Source organism: Sulfuritalea sp. (assembly GCF_031426875.1).
Classification (GTDB): Bacteria; Pseudomonadota; Gammaproteobacteria; order Burkholderiales; family Rhodocyclaceae; genus Sulfuritalea.
The window spans coordinates 107,482-126,066 of the sequence record NZ_JASJPC010000019.1; the positions used below are offsets into that span (position 1 = coordinate 107,482).

Here is an 18,585-nt window from a genome sequence, read left to right on the forward strand (position 1 = left end):
CGTGCAGTCTGCGGAGTTGGAGGGCAGCGACGCAATCGAATCATTCTGGCGTTCGCTGCGATTCTTCTCGATCTATCGCCTCTCGATAGCACTGCTGTTCCTGGTTGCAGCCGTTGTTTTAGGCGATTCGGTGAGCCTTGGCACCCAGGATCCGCAACTGTTCGGCAGGGCTGCCGCCGTCTATCTGCTGCTTGCCGCGGCATTTCTTGTCGCCCTGCTGCGTCGGCCGCAGCGCTTCAATCTGCAGTTGTCGGTGCAAGTGGCGGTCGATATTGCGGCCTTGACGTTGATGATGTTCGCCAGCGGCGGACAGAAGAGCGGCATCGCCGTACTTCTGCTGGTTGTCGTGGCGGGCGCCGGTCTGGTGGGGCAGGGGCGCATGACCCTGTTCTATGCAGCGCTGGCATCTGTGGCGATGCTGCTCGAGGAGAGTTGGCGCGCATTGACCCGCGAGGCCGATCCGGCGGACTTCGTTCGCACCGGGATCATCTGCATCGCCTTTTTCGGCACGGCGATCATCGCCCGGCTGCTGGCGCGAAGGGTCGTCGCCAACGAAACCCTGGCCCGCCAACGGGGGCGGGAACTCAACGACCAGTTGCGGATCAGCGAACGGATCATTCGCGATATGGAGGACGGTGCGCTGGTAGTCGACGGCGATGGCCGGGTGCGACTGCTGAACCCGCGCGCCGAGTCCTTGTTGGGCGTGCAAGCGACCGATGGCGCCGACCTTGCATCCTTGTCGGGCGGACTGGCCGATCGCTACCGGGCATGGAGCGCGCAGCCGGTCGAAATGGTTGAAATGCTGCGGCAGGAAAGCGGACGCCTGTTGCGCGTGCGTTTCCTGCCTTCCTCCGAGACGGGGGGGCATGCGCTTATTTATCTGGAAGACATGGAGCGGGTTCAGTCCCAGGCGCAGCAATTGAAGCTTGCTGCGCTGGGGCGGCTCACGGCCAATATGGCGCACGAAATCCGCAACCCGCTGGCCGCCATCAGCCATGCAGCCGAACTGCTTGCCGAGGAAGACAGCGACCCGTTGCATCAGCGCCTTGCCCGCATCGTTCACGACAATACGCAGCGCCTCAACCGACTCGTGACCGAGGTCCTGGAACTCGGTCGCCGCGATCGCGCGCAGCCCGAAACGCTGCGCTGGCAGGTCTTTCTTGCCGGATTCATCGAGGAACTGGCTTTGCACGATCCTTCGGCCGGCAGGCGGATCCAGGTCGGCGACGGCGATTTCGAACTGCGTTTCGATCGCGGCCACCTCTATCGCATCTTGTGGAACCTGCTGGGCAACGCCTTGCGCCACGCCAGCACGGCAGACGGCTCGGTTCGACTTGAGGCGCGGGCGGCGACCACCACGCGTTCCATCGAATTGCATATCATTGACGATGGTCCCGGCGTGGATGAGGCGCAGCGCAGCCAGGTGTTCGAACCTTTCTTCACCACGCATGGAGCCGGCACCGGGCTCGGGCTCTACATTGCACGGGAGTTGTGCGAGGCCAACGGTGCCCGCCTCGAACTGCTGAGCGACGGGCCCGGTGCCCATTTCTGTATTTCCGCCGAGGGGTCTGCATGCCGCTGAAGAACGAACGCCGTCCTCGCAGTCGTGGTGAAGCCAAGCGCGTGCTGGTGGTAGACGACGAGGCGGACATCCGCGAATTGCTCGACCTGACCCTGGCGCGCATGGGTCTCCAGGCGGATTGCGTCGGATCTCTTGCCGAGGCGCGCCGCATGCTGGCCAGTCAGCGCTATCAGCTATGCCTGACCGACATGCGACTGCCCGATGGCGAGGGGCTGGAACTGGTGCGCCATATCGCCGATACGGTAGCCGACCTGCCGGTGGCGGTGATCACCGCCCATGGCAGCGCCGAAAATGCGGTGTCGGCGCTGAAGGCCGGGGCATTCGACTACATCGCCAAGCCAGTCTCGCTCGATCAGTTGCGCGGCATGGTCAAGTCGGCGTTGGAGCTACCCAATGCAAATCCGGCAGGCGAGTGCAGCGACGGCTCGGATTTGCTGGGCGAATCGCCGGCCATCGAGCAGGTGCGCAAATTGATCGACCGTGTCGCGCGCAGCCAGGCGCCGGTCCATATCACCGGCGAATCCGGAAGCGGCAAGGAACTGGCGGCGCGCCTGATCCATGCGCTGGGTGCCCGTCGCGACCGCGCCTTCGTACCGGTTAACTGCGGCGCGATTCCCGAAAATCTGATGGAAAGCGAGTTTTTCGGTTATCGCAAGGGCGCCTTCACCGGAGCCAACGACGACCGGGAAGGCTTCTTCCATGTCGCCGATGGCGGCACGCTGTTTCTTGACGAAGTGGCGGAATTGCCGCTGACCATGCAGGTCAAGCTGCTGCGCGCGATCCAGGAGAAGCGCGTGCGCAAGGTCGGTGCGACCGCCGAGGAAAGCGTCGACGTGCGAGTCATCTGCGCTACCCACCAGGATCTCAAGGCGCTGGTGGACCAGGAGCGCTTCCGCCAGGATTTGTTCTACCGGCTCAACGTCATCGAGTTGCGCATGCCGGCCCTGCGCGAATGTCGCGAGGACATTCCAATGCTGGCGCAGCACATTCTGACCCGGCTGGCGCGGGCCGCCGCCCTGACGCCGCCGCCGCTGACCGCGTCCGCACTTGCGGCCTTGCAGAGCTATCCTTTTCCGGGCAACGTGCGCGAACTCGAAAACGTGCTGGAGCGGGCGCTGGCCCTGATGGTCGATGACCGCATCGACGGCGCCGATCTGAATCTGGCGCCGACCCAGTTGCCCGGCATCGGTGGCAACTCGGCCGGCTCGCTGCAGGAGCACCTGGACCATGTGGAACGCCAGGCCATTCTCGATGCGCTGAAACAGTCGAACAACAATCGAACCGCTGCGGCAAGACTGCTCGGCGTCACCTTCCGCTCGCTGCGCTATCGCATGGCGCGGCTGGGAATGAACGAGTGACCCACCCGTCGCCGGCGGCCGACGACGCCGAATGGTGGCCCCAGGCGCGCCGCGTGTCGTCGCCGAATTTCGATGAGCGCCCGGAGCATGCGCCGATCGATTTGATCGTCATCCACGCCATCAGCCTGCCGCCTGACGAATTCGGCGGCCAGGGAATCATGCAGCTGTTCACCAACACGCTCGATCCGCTGGAACATGCCTATTACAGCGAAATCCAGCATCTACGGGTTTCGGCCCACTTCCTGGTTCGCCGCGACGGCGAATTGATTCAGTTCGTTCCCTGCGCCCGGCGTGCCTGGCATGCGGGCGTTTCGGCCTGGCGGGGCCGCGAGAGCTGCAACGACTTTTCCATCGGCATTGAACTCGAGGGTTGTGACCAGCTTCCATTCGAGGATGTTCAGTACCGGATCCTGAACCGACTCCTCGCGCAACTGCATGATCGCTACGGGATCGATGCGGTGGTCGGGCACAGCGACATCGCGCCGGGGCGCAAGACCGATCCAGGTCCGTGCTTCGACTGGCATCGAGTACGCGGCATCGGTGCATGACTGTCGCAAAGCTGCAACGCGCGCTGCCGAATCGACAGCAGAAAACTCTTGCAGTCAAAAAAATCAAACACTACAATTAGTAGCGAATTGTCGATGACCTACTAGATATAGTAGGTTGCCGTGCAGAAGGGGCGATGCCGGTTGTTCACCACAGCGTCCCGATCATCACCGGCTTCATTACGCCAAGACGGGAGATCTGAATGCAGGAAGCCGCGGGCACCGACCAAACCGATTTGAACCGGTCCGCCCAGCAATCTTCTGCTGATCTTGATACGGATCAGCGCCTGCATTCCTTCCCCTGCATCGAATTCAATCCCCTGATCCAGGCATTCGTTTGCCGCGCAGATTTGCCGACCGGCAATTTCCGCGGCGGGCACGCGTCCGCGCCAGTGTCCGCGGGACATCCGTGTCGCATCGGGGTTGCCGCGATATGATAAATGCATGCGTGTGCGTTTGTCATCGGGCGTTTCAAAACGAAGTGATAGGCGGATAAACGTGAGGAATTCGTCGCTTTCGATTGCATCGGAGCGTTGGATAATCCGTGCTAGCCCAGACGGGTTGCAGTAAAAAGTAGTGGTGGTTCTTTCCTGTTAATTTGTTAAGGAGGTTCAACATGGCTGATACCAAGAAAGCCAAGAAGCCGGCCGCAAAGAAGGCTGCGGCTAAGCCCGCCGCTAAGAAGTCTGCGGCCCCGAAGAAGCCAGCTGCCAAAAAGCCGGCTGTAAAGAAGGCGGCTGCCAAGCCCGCTGCGAAGAAGGCTGCGCCGAAGAAGGCGGCTGCCAAGCCCGCTGCGAAGAAGGCTGCGCCGAAGAAGGCTGCTGCCAAGCCTGCTGCGAAGAAGGCCGCGCCGAAGAAGGCTGCTGCCAAGCCCGCTGCGAAGAAGGCTGCGCCGAAGAAAGCTGCTGCCAAGCCCGCTGCGAAGAAGGCTGCGCCGAAGAAGGCTGCTGCCAAGCCCGCTGCGAAGAAGGCTGCTCCGAAGAAGGCTGCTGCCAAGCCCGCTGCGAAGAAGCCCGCTGCAAAGCCGGCTGCAAAGCCGGCTGCCAAGCCTGCTGCGAAGAAGGCTGCTCCGAAGCCGGCTGCAAAGCCTGCCGCTGCCGCAGCGCCTTCAACCGCTGCTGCACCCGGCATCAAGTCGTCGCTGAATCCGGCCGCAGCTTGGCCGTTCCCCACCGGTTCCCGTCCCTGACGGTAGCATCGGCCTGCGCTCGGTCCTGCGGGACTGATCGCGGTGCCAAGTGGATTAGCAAGCGCGTGCTGTCCCCAGCACGCGCTTTCTTTATGTCTGCCGTCTGCCGCAGACGGTATCCCCGGGTGGGATTGCAGCCGCTGGATGCCCTCGGTGCTGCAGCCCGGGCGCTTTTCCGCAATCAGAGAATCATGCCGGCGCCGACGGTGTTGTTGCTCGACTCGTCGATCACGATGAAGGCGCCGGTCGAGCGGTTTTCGCCATAAGCATCGACGCATAACGGCTGCGCCAGTTTGAAGGTCACGCGCGCGATGTCGTTCATGCCCAGGCGCTCGGCGGGCAGTTGCTGCAGGGTATTGATGTCCAGCCGGTAGTCGATGGCCTCGATCATGGCTTTGGTCTCGCGCGTGGTCTGGCGGATCAGGTATTTGCGCTGTGGATCGAGCGCTGTATCGCCCAGCCAGCAGAGCATGGCTTCGATGCGCCGTGTCACCAGCGCCAACTCTTGTGCGCGCACGATCATGTCGCCCCGCGAAATGTCGACTTCATCTTCGAGCAGCAGCGTGACCGACTGCTCGGCTATCGCGCGCGGCAGCGAACTGCCATGGATCTCGATTGCCTTGATACGGGTCCGCTGCTCCGATGGCAGGACCAATACTTCGTCGCCCACGGCAATCTCGCCGGACTCGACACGGCCCATGAAACCCCGGTAGTCATGGAGTTTCGGGTCGCCGGACTTTTGCGGCCGGCAAACATACTGCACGGGAAAGCGGAAACGTTCGTCGCGCTCGCTGTGCGCGGTGGGCGCATTCTCCAGGATATCGAGCAGCGTCGGACCCGAATACCAGTCGAGGCGTTCGCCGCGATCGACAATCATGTCGCCGTTCAGCGCCGACAGTGGAATGAAGGTGACGTCGCCGATGCCCAGCGTCGCGGCAAATTCCAGGTACTCGCCGCGGATGCGATCATAGACGGCTTGGTCGTAGTCGACCAGGTCCATCTTGTTGATCGCGACCACGATGTGCGGAATGCCGACCAGGTGCGCCAGGTAGGAATGGCGCCGGGTCTGGGTCAGCAGGCCCTTGCGCGCGTCGACCAGGATGATCGCCAGATTGGCCGTCGAGGCTGCGGTGACCATGTTGCGCGTGTACTGTTCGTGACCCGGCGCGTCGGCGATGATGTATTTGCGTCGCCCCGTGGTGAAGTAGCGATAGGCCACGTCGATGGTGATCCCCTGCTCGCGTTCGGCGCTCAGGCCATCGGTGATCAGGGACAAATCGACTGCCTCCAGCCCGCGCCGTTCCGAGGTGCGCGTGATCGCGTGCAGCGTGTCGGCAAGTATGGTCTTGGTGTCGTAGAGCAGCCGGCCGATCAGGGTGCTCTTGCCATCATCGACGCTGCCGCAGGTGAGAAAGCGCAGCAGGCCGTTGTCGATACCGGGCAGATGTTCGATTGCGCTCATCAAAAGTAACCTTCCTTCTTGCGTTGTTCCATCGAGGCTTCCGAGGTTTGGTCGTCCAGCCGCGTCTCGCCGCGTTCGGTGATGGTGGTCGTCGCGGTCTCCGCGATGATGCGGGCGACCGTGTCGGCACCGGATTCGACAGGCGCGGTGCAGGTGATGTCGCCGACCGTGCGAAAGCGCACGGTGAGCTCCTCGACCACGTCGCCGGCGCGCGCCGGCGTCAGCTCGGTGACGGGTTGCAGCAAGCCGTTCCTGCGGATCACCTCGCGCCTGTGGGCGAAGTAGATCGAGGGCAGCGCCAGCTCTTCGCGTTCGATGTACTGCCAGACGTCGAGTTCGGTCCAGTTCGAGATCGGAAAGGCGCGGATGTTCTCGCCCTTGTGTACCCGCGCGTTGAACAAGTCCCACAACTCGGGGCGCTGGTTCTTCGGGTCCCACTGGCCGAACTCGTCGCGGAAAGAGAAGATGCGTTCCTTGGCCCGCGCCTTCTCCTCGTCGCGCCGCGCGCCGCCAATGCAGCAGTCGAAGCCGAATTCCTCGATGGCTTCGAGCAGGGTCACCGACTGGTGCTTGTTGCGTGACTCGCCGGGCGACTTCAGCACCACGGTGCCGCGCCGCATCGAATCCTCGACCGAGCGCACGATCAGGCGTTCGTTCAACTGGCAGGCGCGCAAGTCGCGGAAGTCGATGACCTCGCTGTAGTTGTGGCCGGTGTCGATGTTGAGCAGGGGAAAGGGGAAGCGCCCCGGGCGAAATGCTTTTTCGGCCAGACGCAAGAGCACCAGCGAGTCCTTGCCGCCCGAAAACAGCAGCGCAGGATTGGCGCATTGCCCGGCGACTTCGCGCAGGATGTGGATGGATTCGGATTCCAGCCAGTCCAGGTGCGACAGCGTTGCATGCTGCTGCAAGGCGAGTGCACTCATGCCTCCACTCCCGGTTTGGCAATTCGTTGCAGGCGGCCATCGACCAGATGCAGGCCGCATGCCTTGGTCTCATCGATTTGGCTTCGGCCGGCACCTGACGGCGCCTTAACCTCGGCTTCGCCGACGTTAGCCTCCGCCGAAGCGCGGACAAGAGTACCGTCCGGCCTCCTGTGGAGGCCGCACTCTTTGGTGTCTGCGCTTTCCCACCACCAGCGGCCGGCGCGCACGTCTTCGCCGGGCTGGATGGCGCGGGTGCAGGGCGCGCAGCCGATGCTCGGATAGTTGCGGTCGTGCAGCGCGTTGTAGGGCACCTTGTTGGCGCGCAGGTAAACCCATATCTCGCGTTCGCTCCAGTCCGCCAGCGGACTGATCTTGACCAGGTTGTTGACGCTGTCGAAGCTCACGGTCTTGAGCTTTTCGCGGGTCTGCGACTGCGCCGCGCGCAGGCCGGTGATCCACGCCTGCTTACCGGCCAGGGCGCGCTGCAGCGGCTCGACCTTGCGTGCATGGCAGCAGGCCTTGCGCGCTTCGACCGAGTCGTAGAAACCGTTGATGCCGAAGCCCGTGACGAAGTCCTGCACCGCGTCGTGGCGCGGCGCAAACACCTCCAGGCGGCGGCCGTAGTGGCGCTCTGCACGCGCCATCAGCTCATAGGTTTCGGCCGGCAGGCGTCCGGTGTCGAGCGAGAAGATGCCGATCTGCGTGCCCTCGCTCCAGATCATGTCGGTCAGCACCATGTCCTCGGCGCCCAGGCTGTTGGCGAACACGGCGGGCGCATAGTCGCGTGCCACGTCGCGCAGCAGTTGCTTGACGCAGACGGCTTTTTGGGCAACGGCGGCGACCAGTTCGAGGTCGGCCAGATCCGGTATGGCGGGCAGGTTTTCACGCAGCATGGCAGGCTCCTTCCGGTCTTGGTTCAGGCGGCCCGTCGGCGGAACAGGGGCAGCGGCTGCACCGCATTGCCCTGATAGCTCTCGGGGAAATCGTCAAAGGCGGCCAGCGCGTCTTCGGCGCTCTTGCCCTCGCCGATCACGAAGGCATCGAAGCCGACGCGATTGAGGAAGAAAATCTGGTCGCGGCCGATGTCGCCGAAGGCGCGCAACTCGCCGTCATAGCCGTAGCGCTCACGCAGCAGGCGTGCGGTCGAGTAGCCGCGGCCATCGGCGAATTTCGGAAAATGCACGGCGATCACCGTGAAATCGTCGAGGTCGGCGGCGATCTCGGCGAGATCGTCCTCGGGCGCGAGCCAGATACCCAGCGGCGTGCCGTGCTCGTACTCGCGATGGATCAGGCAGGCCTTCTTCGCCTTCCAGACCGACACCGGCACCAGCAGCGGGCCGACCGGCAGGCAGACGTCGAACGGCGCCTCGCCGTCGACCAGGGTCACGACCTTCCACGCGTCATCCTGCAGGCGACGCTCCTTGATGATCTGTTTGCTAGCCATTTGCGACTCTCCTTGATTGATGGGGATGGGCGGTGTGAATATATGCGGCACTACGGAAGGGTTCGATTCCGACCCGCTGCACGGTATCGATGAAGCGTTCGTCGGCATGGCGGGCGGCGAGATAGACACCTATCAGGCGCTCGACCACGTCAGGAACTTCGGCGGCAGCGAAGGAACGGCCGATCACTTCGCCGATGCTGGCGCGATTGCCCTGCTGCCCGCCGAGCGTGACCTGGTACCACTCCTCACCGTTCTTGTCGACGCCGAGAATGCCGATCGCGCCGAGGTGATGGTGGCCGCAGGAATTCATGCAGCCGGAAATGTTCAGTTCGAATTCGCCGATGTCGTGCTGGTAATCGAGATCCTCGAAGCGCTCCTGGATCGCCGCCGCGATCGGCAGCGAGCGGGCGTTGGCCAGGCCGCAGAAGTCGCCGCCGGGGCAGGTGATCAGGTCCTGGATCAGGCCGACCGTGGGCGAGGCCAGGCCGGCGGCCTTGGCGCGGTGCCAGACGGTGTAAAGCTCGCGCTGCGGCACGTCGGCGAGGATCAGGTTCTGTTCGTGGGAGACGCGGATTTCGCCGAAGCTGTAGCGCTCGGCCAGGTCGGCAGCGGCTTCCATCTGCTCGCTGCTGGCATCGCCCGGAGCGGCCCCGGGCCTCTTCAGCGACAGCGTGACGGTGGCATAGCCGGCCACTTTATGCGTCTGCACGTTGCGTTCGACCCAGCGCGCGAAGGCCTTGTCTTCGCGCAGGTGGGCGAGGTGGCAGAGATCATCCTCGGCCAGGGTTTCGTAGGCTGGCGCCGCGAACTGCCTGGAGACGCGGTCGACTTCGGCTTGCGTCAGGGTGGAAGGGCCATCCTGCAAATACGCCCATTCCTCTTCGACCTGCCGCGCGAACTCCTCGCGACCGAGCGCCTTGACCAGGATCTTGATGCGCGCCTTGTAGATGTTGTCGCGGCGGCCGTGACGGTTGAACACGCGCACCAGCGCTTCGGTATAGGTCAGCAGATGCTGCCAGGGCAGGAACTCGCGCACCACCTGGCCGAGCAGCGCGGTGCGGCCGAGGCCGCCGCCGGCGTAGACCTTGAAACCGATCTCGCCCGCATCGCTCCTGGCCACCTGCAAGCCGAGGTCATGCACCTGGATCGCGGCGCGGTCCTCGGTGGCGCCCGAAATCGCGACCTTGAACTTGCGCGGCAGGTAGGCGAACTCGGGGTTGAACGTCGACCACTGGCGCAGGATCTCGGCCCAGGGCCGCGGATCGGCGATTTCGTCGGCGGCGACGCCGGCGAAATGGTCGGTCGTGACGTTGCGGATGCAGTTGCCCGAGGTCTGGATCGCATGCAGTTCCTCCTGCGCCAGATCGGCGAGGATCTGCGGCACCTCGGGCAGCTTGACCCAGTTCAGCTGCAGGTTGTGGCGCGTGGTGAAGTGGCCGTAGCCGCGGTCGTAGCGGTGGGCGATGTCGGCGAAGCGGCGCAACTGCGCGGCCGAGAGCAGGCCGTAAGGCACCGCCAGGCGCAGCATGGGGCCGTGGCGCTGAATGTAGAGGCCGTTTTGCAGGCGCAGCGGGCGAAACTCGTCGTCGCTCAATTCGCCGGCAAGATAGCGCTCGGTCTGGCCGCGGAACTGGGCAACGCGGGCCTGGACAATGGCGTGGTCGTAGTCGTCGTATTTGTACATGGCGCGTATTTCCCTGGGGTTAGACAAAGATCAGCTTGCCGCCGACCAGCAGCAGCACGGAGACGAGCAGGCCGCGTAGCGCCCGTTCCGGCACCCTGGCGGCGAAATGGGCGCCGAGCGCGATGCCGGGCAGCGAACCGATCAAGAGCGAGGCCAGCAGCACCACGTCGACCGTGCCCAGCCACCAGTGGCCGAGTCCGGCGACCAGGGTCAGCGGCACGGCATGGGCGATGTCCGAGCCGACGATGCGCCGTGTGGCAAGTTCCGGGTAGAGGAAGGCGAGCGCGGTGACGCCGAGCGCGCCGGCGCCGACCGAGGAAATCGTCACCAGCGCGCCGACGATGGCGCCGACGAGAATCGTCAGCGCCGCGGTGTGCTTTTGAAAGTTGGCGCTGGCGGGACGGCGATGCGCGAGTTCGAGCAGGCGCCGGCGGAAGATCAGCGACGCGGCCGTGAGCAGCAGGGCGATGCCCAACACTACAGAGATCAGGCCGGTGGCGCCGTGGCCTTGCACGCCGAGCTGCGCCAGCAGCAGCAGGGTCAGGCCGGCGGCGGGGACGCTGCCCAGGGCGAGGCGCCCGGTGATCGCCCAGTCGATATTGCCGTGGCGGTGGTGCACCCAGGAACCGCCGCTTTTGGTGATCGCTGCATACAGCAAGTCAGTGCCCACTGCGGTCGCCGGCTTGAAGCCGAACAGCAGTACCAGCAGCGGCGTCATCAGCGAGCCGCCGCCGACGCCGGTCAGGCCGACCAGCAGGCCAACGGCGAAGCCGGAAATCGACAGGGCGGGGTTGAAGATGAATTCCATGATGGAGGCCATCGTAGCGAGTTCATATAGGCCTGAAAAATACTTAATATGTATTTAGATAGAACCAATGGGTATATAATGAAACCATGAAACTCCAGCAGCTGCGTTACCTGGTCGAAGTCGAGCGGCGCGGACTCAGCGTGTCGGCTGCCGCGGAGGCTTTGTTCACGTCGCAGCCGGGGGTCTCCAAGCAGATCGGCATGCTCGAGGAAGAGCTCGGCGTGACGATTTTCGAACGCAGCGGCAAGCGCCTCACCGGGGTGACCGCTCCGGGCCGGATCGTGCTGGCGATGGCGCGGCGCATCTTGACCGAGGCGCAGAACATGAAGCGGGTGGGCGAGGACTATGCCGCGGAAAGCAGCGGCATGCTGTCGATCGCGACCACCCACACCCAGGCGCGCTACACCTTGCCGCCGGTGATCCAGCGCTTCGTTCAGCGACATCCGCAGATTCGCCTGCACATCCAGCAGGGCAGCCCCTTGCAGGTCGCGGACTGGGTGCTGGACGGCAGCGCCGATCTGGGCATTGCCACCGAGGCACTCGACCGCCATGCCGAGTTGCTGACCCTGCCCTGTTTCCAGTGGGCGCATCTGGTGGTGACGCCCAAGCGGCATCCGCTGCTGGAGCACCAGCCGCTGACGCTGGCGGCGCTGGCCGACCATCCGCTGATCACCTATGACGCGACCTTCACCGGGCGCTCCCGCATCGACCGCGCCTTCGAGCGCCAGAGCCTGCGGCCCAACGTGATGCTGACCGCGATCGATTCCGACGTGATCAAAACCTATGTCGAACTGGGCCTGGGCGTCGGCATCATCGCCGAAATGGCCTTTGATCCACTGCGCGACGCGGCGCTGGCCGCCATGCCGGCCACCCACCTGTTCGAGGGCAACACCACGCGGATCGCCTTTCGCCGCGACATCTGGCTGCGCGGCTACGAATACGACTTCATGGAACTGCTGGCTCCGCATCTGACGCGGCGCATGGTCGAGGCCACGTTAAAGGGCGAAGGCGCCGATCCCGGCCTGTGATTCACCGATCCGCGTAGATTTCGTCCGGGCAAAAGCCTGCGCTCGCGGATCCGGAAGCTAGAATGCGTCCATTGCCGTACATTCAAGAGCGAGGTTTGACATGCCCTACACGCCTGATCTGGTCCATGAACTGAATACCCTGATCCGCTTCGACCTGGAGACCAGCCAGCATGGCATCAAGGTGCACAAGACCGCCGACCCGGAAGTCATTGCCGCGACGCAGCGTTTGCATGCCAAGGGTCTGCTGACCCTGGTCGACGGCGGCTATCTGACGGGACTGGGGCGCGACGCGGCGGAACATGCGCAGGCGGTGCTGACCATACTGACCTCGAGCACCAGCCCGGCGGCCGCAGCGCAAAAGGATTTTGCCTAAGCGCCGTTAAACGGCGTCTTCGTCCGCCGCTTGGTCCGTCGTCTCGTCGGCGGCACTGCCTTCGAGGGCGCGCAGTTCGCGGAACAGTTCGCGGTAGGCGCGCGGCGGCTTGCCCTGCTGGGCTTCCTTCAGCGCATTGCGGCGCAGTTGGCGCAGATGCTGCATATCCGCCGCGGGAAAATCGCGGGCCACTTCGCTGAACACCGCCTCGTCTTCCATCAGCCGCGTACGCAATCTTTCCAGCTGGTGCTGGCGAATCGTGGCGGCTTTCGACACGCCGTTGATTTCGTCCATCGCCGCACGCAAGGGCGCCGCATCGACCGTGCGCATGACCTTGCCGATGTATTGCATCTGGCGGCGTTTGGCTTCGTGCTTGGTGATGCGCTGCGCTTCGAGCAAGGCGTCGCGCAAGCGTTCCGGCATGTCTATCTTCGCCAGGCGCTCCTTCGACAGCGCCACCAGTTCTGCGCCCAGATCCTGCAAGGCGGTCATCTCGCGCTTCAGTTGCGACTTGCTGGGACCGGAATATTCGTCCGGTTCGTTATCGATCTCTTCCACGGTTATGTCCCCGGAGCTTGCGAGGGGGACGGTATCCCCCGGTGGGATATGATTATAGCTTCGCCAATCGAAGGGTTCCCGCATGTCCCAAGGTTTCGCTCATTCTCAAGTGGTGTTGCGCGCATTGGCGCAGACCGTCCTCGATCACGCGGCCAGCAAAGGCGCGACCGCATGCGAGGTCGATGTTTCGGAGGGTTTCGGCCAGTCGGTCAGCGTGCGCCGGCAGGAGGTGGAAACCATCGAGTACAACCGCGACAAGGGGCTCGGCATCTCGGTGTACATCGGCCAGCGCCGCGGCCATGCCAGCAGTTCCGACTTTTCGCCGGCGGCGGTCAGGGCCTCGGTCGAGGCTGCGCTGTCGATTGCCCGTTTCACCGCCGAGGACGATTGCGCCGGCCTGCCCGATGCGAAGCTGCTGGCGACGCAAGGCATGGATCTCGATTTGTTCCATCCCTGGGATATTTCGGTGGAAGACGCCATTCAGCTTGCGCGCCGCTGCGAACAAGCCGCCTTCGATGTCAGCCCGATGGTGAAGAACTCCGAAGGCGCCACGGTGTCGGCGCAACAGTCGCAATTCGTTTCGGCCAACAGCCTGGGTTTCATGGGCGGCTTCGCCACCTCGCGCCACTATGTCTCCTGTTCGGTGATCGCCGGCGAAAGCGAGGACATGCAGCGCGACGACTGGTATGCGACGCGGCGCAACGCGGACGAGTTTCCCGATGCCGCCCGCATCGGCGACTACGCGGCGCGGCGCGCGCTGGCCCGGCTCGGTGCGCGCAAGCTGAAGACGCGCAAGTGCCCGGTGATATTCGAGGCGCCGCTGGCGGCCGGACTGATCGGCAGCTTCGTGCATGCCATTTCCGGCGGTTCGCTGTATCGCAAGACCTCCTTCCTGCTCGATAGTCTGGGCCAGCAGATCTTCCCCGACTTTGTCCAGATCAGCGAGCGCCCGCATATCCGCGGCGCCTTCGCTTCCTCGCCCTTCGATGACGATGGCGTCGCCACGCATGACCGCGAGGTGGTGAACAACGGCGTGCTGCAGGGCTACTTCCTGTCCACCTACTCGGCGCGCAAGCTGGGCATGGCGACCACCGGCAATGCCGGCGGCTCGCACAACCTGCTGGTGCAATCGGGACGCCACGACCTCCAGGGACTGCTGCGCGAAATGGGCAGCGGCCTGCTGGTGACCGAGCTGCTCGGCCAGGGCGTGAATTACGTGACCGGCGACTATTCGCGCGGCGCCGCGGGCTACTGGGTGGAAAATGGCGAGATCGCCTATCCGGTGGAGGAGATCACCATCGCCGGCAATCTGCGCGAGATGCTGCGCGGCATCGCCGCCATCGGCAACGACGTCGAGGTGCGCGGCTCGAAGCAGGTCGGCTCGGTGCTGATCGAGCGCATGACGATTGCGGGTAACTGAGGCTGGTCCGCAAAACGCGGTTGTGAAGGTCGACAGAAAGCCGGTGCTGGCGACACGGCGCTACTTTGGTCCTGTGCGCTCGTGATGGCTGACGGCCACAAGAGGGTGATTGAGTTCCTTGCCTGACTGACGCGATGCTCTCTTTCGCGAGCGAAAAGCAATTGACATCTAAATGTTCTTCATTACTATGTCGTAATGGGCGTCTTCCAGTTTCCATTTGATACCGAAGGAGATCGCAATGGCACCTATACGAATAGTCCCCGTGTTTGCGGCGATTCTATGGACAGGGTTTGCGTTCTCGTACGGAACGCCTGAGACGCTTAAGGCTGAACTTAAAGATGGCGATGATCTTTCCTTCTCCAATGATGCCAAGGGAGATCTGAGCGCATTCACAAATCTCTCGAACAGCTTGTTTGCACCGCACAGAAAGGGAGGCGAGAAGCTGCCTGCTCTCGTCATTTTCCACACCTGCGGAGGCATCAAACAGAATATTCGCGATTGGACGGGGGTGGCATTAAAGGCCGGCTACGTTGTTTTGGTACCGGACGCCATGCGTGGCCTGCGAAGTGATTGTGGCTCGCCGCCGCAGATCCCCAACGCACGCTTGATCAAGGATGCTCTCGATGGCGTTGCCCATCTGGCGACCCTCCCATACGTCGACAGCAAGCGCATTTCAATTCTTGGATTCTCGAAAGGCGCGCTTGTCGCCACGTGGCTCGCAAGCTCAGGGGTGGCGAATGCCCTGCGGCCAGGCACGCCGTCGATTGCATCTACGGTCTCCGTGTATGGATTTTGCGCTTTGGGCCCCACGCGGAACAGACCGCAGGGGGTGACGATTCTTCAGCCCGACACGGATCGCCCACATTTGATGCTGCTGGGAGGGCAAGACAACGAAACACCCCCAGCTTCATGCCTTGAGCGCTTGCCAAAGCTCAAGGAGTCTGGCGCACCCGTGCAGTGGCACTTGTACCCGGAAGCAACGCATTCCTGGGATGCCTCGGACTTGGATGGTTTTAGCAAGGTTGCATATAATAATGAGCGAGTGACCTATAAGTATGACAGAGAAATAACAGAGGATTCAAGGAGGAGGGTGCTTGATTTCTTGTCAGTGACTGCTGGCAAGAAGTAGAGAAACAAATCTTTTCAAGTGGCACCCCTTACCTAAAAGTTGATTGTCCGCTTCCTGAACCGACGAATGCCTGCTGCGGATCGGTTGCCGCGGGTCGTAATGTTGATGCCCCATCCCGCCGGCGTGGTGAATGCAGATTCGGCGTTCCCCGCCCACGCATTCGCCGTGTCGCCAGCGCCGACTTTCTCGCGTATCGATTTCGGAAGTTGTTTCCTGCGCGTCGGCGTCAGGGCGAACCGGCGCTGTCGATGTCGGCCAGGTTGCGCTCGTCAACATAGATTCGGGTTGCATCGGCAGTCTCGCCGGCAAAGCAGGTGACGATGACGTTGCTGCTGGTGGCGGCCTTGGCCAGCACTTCGACCGCGCAGCGGCCGTAGGCACTTTCGATGGTGGCGAGCAGGTTGCGCGCGTAGCTGCCGGCGAGCCGGCCGTCGAGGATCAGGTTGGCCAGCATCACGCCGCCGGGCTTCAGCGCGTGCCGCGTGTCGCGCCAGAATTCGCGCGTCACCAGATGGCCGGGAATCGAGCTGCGCGAGCTATAGACATCCACCACCACGGCGTCATAGCGCCGCGTGGTTTCGATCACGAAGCGGCGTGCGTCGGTGGCGACGAACTCGCCGCGGGCCGGCTCGCGCAGAAAGTCGCGTTGGGCAATGGCGCGGATGGCCGGATCGATATCGACGTAGGTATAGCGGTTCAAAGGTTCGCGGTGCGACAGTGTGAAGCCGCCGGCGCCCAGCACCAGAACGTCGCGCTCCTTGAATCGCAGGTCGTCGAGCAGGATGCGTCGCAGGTGCTGCACGTAGCGCGCGTATTGCGGCGGCTCGCTGTCGTCGATCAGGGACGCGACCTGGTTGTTCACGCGGAAGGCGCGCGGCGTCTGCATGCCTTCGCGCGCCACGGGCTCGACTGCATAATCGGCATAGGCGGTATCGGCGCGCTGCCGGTCACCGAGGTTGGCCGCCACGCTGAGAGCGGCGGCACCGATCAGCAGCCCGGCCGCCAGCGGTCGCGGGCGCTGCACCAGCGCAGCGCCGGCGACCAGCATCCAGGCGCCGAGCAGCACCGCGGCCCAGACGCCGAACAGTTGCATCACCACCAGCGACAGTGTGACCGAGCCGAGGAAGGAGCCGAGCGTGGACCAGTAGAGTGCGCGTCCGGCCGCCTCGCCGCTGCGTTGTACGCGCATCAGGTTGGTCAGGATCGGCACGGTCTGTCCCAGCAGCCAGGCCAGCGGGCAAAGGATCGCGCCGATGAATATGAGATAGGCCAGCCCCGCCGGGGCTCCGGCGAAGATGGCGTTCACGCTGCCGCCGGCGAGGCCGGCGCCCATCAGCAGTGCGGAAATCAGGAAATTGCGCGCCACCACGGTGCGGTAGTCTGCCGCCACGCGGCTGCCGGAGTGGTAGCCGAGGGCGAGGGCGAGCAGGAACAGGCCGATGGTCGGCGCCGTGACCACGATGGAACTGCCAATGTGGGGAATCAGCCGCCGCAAGGCGACGATTTCCGCGCCGAGCGAGCAATAGCCCTCGATGAAGACGATGGTGAACAAGAGGCGAGGTGACATTGCGTGCTGACCGGTGCCAGGGATCGCGACTTTACCGCAAGAGTTGGTGCTGGCAGTACGGCGCGGCATGGCTGGCCCGGGCGTCCTCGCTGGAAAATTTACAGGTCGCCGGCGGCGACGTACCATGCGCCTCACCCCCTTGAGTCGAGGTAAGCATCGTGTCCTTCCCAGCCAGGCCCTGCCCGTGACAGTCAATGCTGCAAGTCCTGCCGCGGTGATTTCGTGGACCGAGCAGGGCGCAATGCGTTCCGCCCGCTGGCACTCGGAGGGCGGCACGGCGCCGCCGGGCAAGGTGGTGGTCGCCGACGATCGCATCACCGCCGATGCGGCCTATCGCCTGGCCTGCGAGGGCACGGCGCTGCTCTGGCGCGGCGATTTCCAGAACGCGCGCCAGTTGCTGCAGGCCATGGCGCGGCGCGTCGAGCGCAAGCCGCGCCGGGCGCCCGCGGAGCCAGCGACCGCCGCCGAAGCCTTTCATCGCTATCGGCTGGCACAGTCGCAGCGCGCGCGCACGCTGGGCATGCTGCTGCTGCCCTTCGACGACGATTACGTGGTGCCGCTGCGCCGCGCGCCCGACGTGCGCGAGGCATGTGCCGCGGCCTATGGCCCGGCCGCCGGACCTTTTGTCGCCTCGCTGCGCGAGCTGCTGGGCCTGATCGGCGCCCACGAGTGGCGCAAGAAGGGTGTCGCGGTGCCGGCGCTCGGTGCGCGCATTCATCCGCATTACGGCGTGTTTGCCCCGGTGCGCGGCGAGTATGTCGATCTGGTGGCCGCGGCACCCCTGCCGGCGGCATGCACGCTCGCCTTCGACATCGGTACCGGCACCGGCGTGCTGGCCGCGCTGCTGGCGCAGCGGGGTGTGGCCCGCGTTGTCGCCACCGACCAGGACCCGCGCGCGCTGGCCTGTGCCGTCGAAAACCTGGCGCGACTCGACCTCGCGGACCGAGTCGAAGTGATCGCCGCCGACCTGTTCCCGCCGGGGCGCGCGCCGCTGATCGTCTGCAATCCGCCCTGGTTGCCGGCCCGCGCCGCTTCGCCGCTGGAGCGTGCGGTCTATGACCCCGACAGTCGCATGCTGATGGGATTCATTGGCGGCCTTGCGGCACATCTGGCGCCGGGCGGTGAGGCTTGGCTGGTGCTCTCCGATCTTGCCGAACACCTGGGCCTGCGCACCCGCGACGAACTGCTGGCGGCCTTCGATGCGGGCGGCCTGCGACGGGTGGGGCGGCTCGATGCCAAGCCGAGCCATCCGCGCAGCGCGGACCGCAGCGACCCGTTGCACGCCGCACGCGCCGCGGAGCTGACCTCGCTCTGGCGTCTCGCGTTGCGCTGACGAGCGTCGCGCTCTGCGTGCCGGGGAAAGCGCCTTATGTCCCGAAGGGACGGTATCCCCCGGTGGGACGAGCGCCGGCAATCCCGCCAGGGGATACCGTCTCTCCCTTTGGTCGAGACATATCCCACCGGGGGATACCGTCCGCACTTCCAGTGCGGACATAAAAACAAACCCCGCATGAA

General features: G+C 64.2%; 18 protein-coding genes. 9 read left to right on the forward strand and 9 right to left on the reverse strand.

The genetic code is table 11. From position 1 onward, the window contains the following. Window position 1 precedes the first annotated feature (1 nt). The 3 genes from RMO95_RS08835 to ampD are packed head-to-tail and all read left to right on the forward strand — an operon-like array spanning window position 2 to window position 3,488. Window positions 2–1,582, forward strand: a complete 1,581-nt coding sequence (locus tag RMO95_RS08835) for a sensor histidine kinase (RefSeq protein WP_310450327.1) — start codon at window positions 2–4, stop codon at window positions 1,580–1,582. After that, the gene (locus RMO95_RS08840; protein WP_310450247.1) at window positions 1,573–2,940 is read left to right on the forward strand and encodes a sigma-54 dependent transcriptional regulator; all 1,368 of its coding nucleotides are present in this window, start codon (window positions 1,573–1,575) and stop codon (window positions 2,938–2,940) included. Before RMO95_RS08835 ends, RMO95_RS08840 begins: the two co-directional genes overlap by 10 nt. Next, on the forward strand, window positions 2,937–3,488 hold the full coding sequence (gene ampD, locus RMO95_RS08845; RefSeq protein ID WP_310450248.1) for a 1,6-anhydro-N-acetylmuramyl-L-alanine amidase AmpD: 552 nt from the start codon (window positions 2,937–2,939) through the stop codon (window positions 3,486–3,488). The genes RMO95_RS08840 and ampD overlap by 4 nt, the downstream gene beginning before the upstream one ends. A 101-nt stretch (window positions 3,489–3,589) precedes the next feature. On the opposite strand, the gene RMO95_RS08850 is transcribed toward ampD, so the two are convergent. Then, a complete protein-coding gene (locus tag RMO95_RS08850; protein ID WP_310450249.1) occupies window positions 3,590–3,892 on the reverse strand; it encodes a hypothetical protein in 303 nt (100 codons plus the stop codon). 209 nt (window positions 3,893–4,101) lie between these two features. On the opposite strand from RMO95_RS08850, the gene RMO95_RS08855 reads away from it, so the two are divergent. Then, window positions 4,102–4,674, forward strand: a complete 573-nt coding sequence (locus tag RMO95_RS08855) for a histone H1-like DNA-binding protein (RefSeq protein WP_310450250.1) — start codon at window positions 4,102–4,104, stop codon at window positions 4,672–4,674. Window positions 4,675–4,855: 181 nt separating this feature from the next. Here RMO95_RS08855 and RMO95_RS08860 read toward each other — a convergent pair whose 3' ends face one another. The 6 genes from RMO95_RS08860 to RMO95_RS08885 are packed head-to-tail and all read right to left on the reverse strand — an operon-like array spanning window position 4,856 to window position 11,007. After that, window positions 4,856–6,136: a sulfate adenylyltransferase subunit 1 gene (locus RMO95_RS08860; RefSeq protein WP_310450251.1), complete on the reverse strand. Its 1,281-nt coding sequence runs from the start codon at window positions 6,134–6,136 to the stop codon at window positions 4,856–4,858. Then, the gene (gene cysD / locus RMO95_RS08865; protein WP_310450252.1) at window positions 6,136–7,059 is read right to left on the reverse strand and encodes a sulfate adenylyltransferase subunit CysD; all 924 of its coding nucleotides are present in this window, start codon (window positions 7,057–7,059) and stop codon (window positions 6,136–6,138) included. The genes RMO95_RS08860 and cysD overlap by 1 nt, the downstream gene beginning before the upstream one ends. After that, window positions 7,056–7,952, reverse strand: a complete 897-nt coding sequence (locus RMO95_RS08870) for a phosphoadenylyl-sulfate reductase (RefSeq protein WP_310450253.1) — start codon at window positions 7,950–7,952, stop codon at window positions 7,056–7,058. The genes cysD and RMO95_RS08870 overlap by 4 nt, the downstream gene beginning before the upstream one ends. A 23-nt stretch (window positions 7,953–7,975) precedes the next feature. Beyond that, window positions 7,976–8,503: a DUF934 domain-containing protein gene (locus RMO95_RS08875; RefSeq protein WP_310450254.1), complete on the reverse strand. Its 528-nt coding sequence runs from the start codon at window positions 8,501–8,503 to the stop codon at window positions 7,976–7,978. Continuing rightward, a complete protein-coding gene (locus RMO95_RS08880) occupies window positions 8,496–10,187 on the reverse strand; it encodes a nitrite/sulfite reductase (RefSeq protein ID WP_310450255.1) in 1,692 nt (563 codons plus the stop codon). Before RMO95_RS08880 ends, RMO95_RS08875 begins: the two co-directional genes overlap by 8 nt. A gap of 19 nt (window positions 10,188–10,206) precedes the next feature. Continuing rightward, window positions 10,207–11,007: a sulfite exporter TauE/SafE family protein gene (locus RMO95_RS08885; RefSeq protein ID WP_310450256.1), complete on the reverse strand. Its 801-nt coding sequence runs from the start codon at window positions 11,005–11,007 to the stop codon at window positions 10,207–10,209. A gap of 74 nt (window positions 11,008–11,081) precedes the next feature. Here RMO95_RS08885 and RMO95_RS08890 point away from each other — a divergent pair, with 74 nt between their 5' ends. Both RMO95_RS08890 and RMO95_RS08895 read left to right on the forward strand, forming a co-directional pair. Continuing rightward, window positions 11,082–12,023 carry a CysB family HTH-type transcriptional regulator gene (locus RMO95_RS08890; protein ID WP_310450257.1) on the forward strand — a complete coding sequence of 314 codons (942 nt, stop codon included), beginning with the start codon at window positions 11,082–11,084 and terminating at the stop codon, window positions 12,021–12,023. A 100-nt stretch (window positions 12,024–12,123) separates the two neighbouring features. Then, window positions 12,124–12,396: a TIGR02647 family protein gene (locus RMO95_RS08895; RefSeq protein WP_310450258.1), complete on the forward strand. Its 273-nt coding sequence runs from the start codon at window positions 12,124–12,126 to the stop codon at window positions 12,394–12,396. A gap of 6 nt (window positions 12,397–12,402) precedes the next feature. Here RMO95_RS08895 and yjgA read toward each other — a convergent pair whose 3' ends face one another. Then, window positions 12,403–12,954, reverse strand: a complete 552-nt coding sequence (gene yjgA / locus RMO95_RS08900) for a ribosome biogenesis factor YjgA (RefSeq protein WP_310450259.1) — start codon at window positions 12,952–12,954, stop codon at window positions 12,403–12,405. 82 nt (window positions 12,955–13,036) lie between these two features. Between yjgA and pmbA the strand changes: the two genes are divergently transcribed. After that, entirely contained in the window at window positions 13,037–14,374 is a 1,338-nt protein-coding gene (pmbA, locus tag RMO95_RS08905) for a metalloprotease PmbA (protein WP_310450260.1), read from the forward strand. Between the two features lie 238 nt (window positions 14,375–14,612). Continuing rightward, complete coding sequence (locus tag RMO95_RS08910) at window positions 14,613–15,503, forward strand: dienelactone hydrolase family protein (RefSeq protein ID WP_310450261.1); 891 nt, start codon at window positions 14,613–14,615, stop codon at window positions 15,501–15,503. 226 nt (window positions 15,504–15,729) lie between these two features. On the opposite strand, the gene RMO95_RS08915 is transcribed toward RMO95_RS08910, so the two are convergent. Beyond that, the gene (locus RMO95_RS08915; protein ID WP_310450262.1) at window positions 15,730–17,070 is read right to left on the reverse strand and encodes a fused MFS/spermidine synthase; all 1,341 of its coding nucleotides are present in this window, start codon (window positions 17,068–17,070) and stop codon (window positions 15,730–15,732) included. 241 nt (window positions 17,071–17,311) lie between these two features. Here RMO95_RS08915 and RMO95_RS08920 point away from each other — a divergent pair, with 241 nt between their 5' ends. After that, window positions 17,312–18,403 carry a class I SAM-dependent methyltransferase gene (locus RMO95_RS08920; protein WP_310450263.1) on the forward strand — a complete coding sequence of 364 codons (1,092 nt, stop codon included), beginning with the start codon at window positions 17,312–17,314 and terminating at the stop codon, window positions 18,401–18,403. The last annotated feature ends 182 nt before the right edge of the window (window positions 18,404–18,585 follow it).

Coding starts and splice junctions, on each gene's coding strand:
- RMO95_RS08840 (WP_310450247.1), top strand. CDS start 1,573: ATGCCGCTGAAGAACGAACGCCGTCCTCGCAGTCGTGGTGAAGCCAAG.
- RMO95_RS08850 (WP_310450249.1), bottom strand. CDS start 3,892: ATGTCCCGCGGACACTGGCGCGGACGCGTGCCCGCCGCGGAAATTGCC.
- RMO95_RS08855 (WP_310450250.1), top strand. CDS start 4,102: ATGGCTGATACCAAGAAAGCCAAGAAGCCGGCCGCAAAGAAGGCTGCG.
- RMO95_RS08860 (WP_310450251.1), bottom strand. CDS start 6,136: ATGAGCGCAATCGAACATCTGCCCGGTATCGACAACGGCCTGCTGCGC.
- cysD (WP_310450252.1), bottom strand. CDS start 7,059: ATGAGTGCACTCGCCTTGCAGCAGCATGCAACGCTGTCGCACCTGGAC.
- RMO95_RS08870 (WP_310450253.1), bottom strand. CDS start 7,952: ATGCTGCGTGAAAACCTGCCCGCCATACCGGATCTGGCCGACCTCGAA.
- RMO95_RS08875 (WP_310450254.1), bottom strand. CDS start 8,503: ATGGCTAGCAAACAGATCATCAAGGAGCGTCGCCTGCAGGATGACGCG.
- RMO95_RS08880 (WP_310450255.1), bottom strand. CDS start 10,187: ATGTACAAATACGACGACTACGACCACGCCATTGTCCAGGCCCGCGTT.
- RMO95_RS08885 (WP_310450256.1), bottom strand. CDS start 11,007: ATGGCCTCCATCATGGAATTCATCTTCAACCCCGCCCTGTCGATTTCC.
- RMO95_RS08890 (WP_310450257.1), top strand. CDS start 11,082: ATGAAACTCCAGCAGCTGCGTTACCTGGTCGAAGTCGAGCGGCGCGGA.
- RMO95_RS08895 (WP_310450258.1), top strand. CDS start 12,124: ATGCCCTACACGCCTGATCTGGTCCATGAACTGAATACCCTGATCCGC.
- pmbA (WP_310450260.1), top strand. CDS start 13,037: ATGTCCCAAGGTTTCGCTCATTCTCAAGTGGTGTTGCGCGCATTGGCG.
- RMO95_RS08910 (WP_310450261.1), top strand. CDS start 14,613: ATGGCACCTATACGAATAGTCCCCGTGTTTGCGGCGATTCTATGGACA.
- RMO95_RS08915 (WP_310450262.1), bottom strand. CDS start 17,070: ATGTCACCTCGCCTCTTGTTCACCATCGTCTTCATCGAGGGCTATTGC.
- RMO95_RS08920 (WP_310450263.1), top strand. CDS start 17,312: ATGCGTTCCGCCCGCTGGCACTCGGAGGGCGGCACGGCGCCGCCGGGC.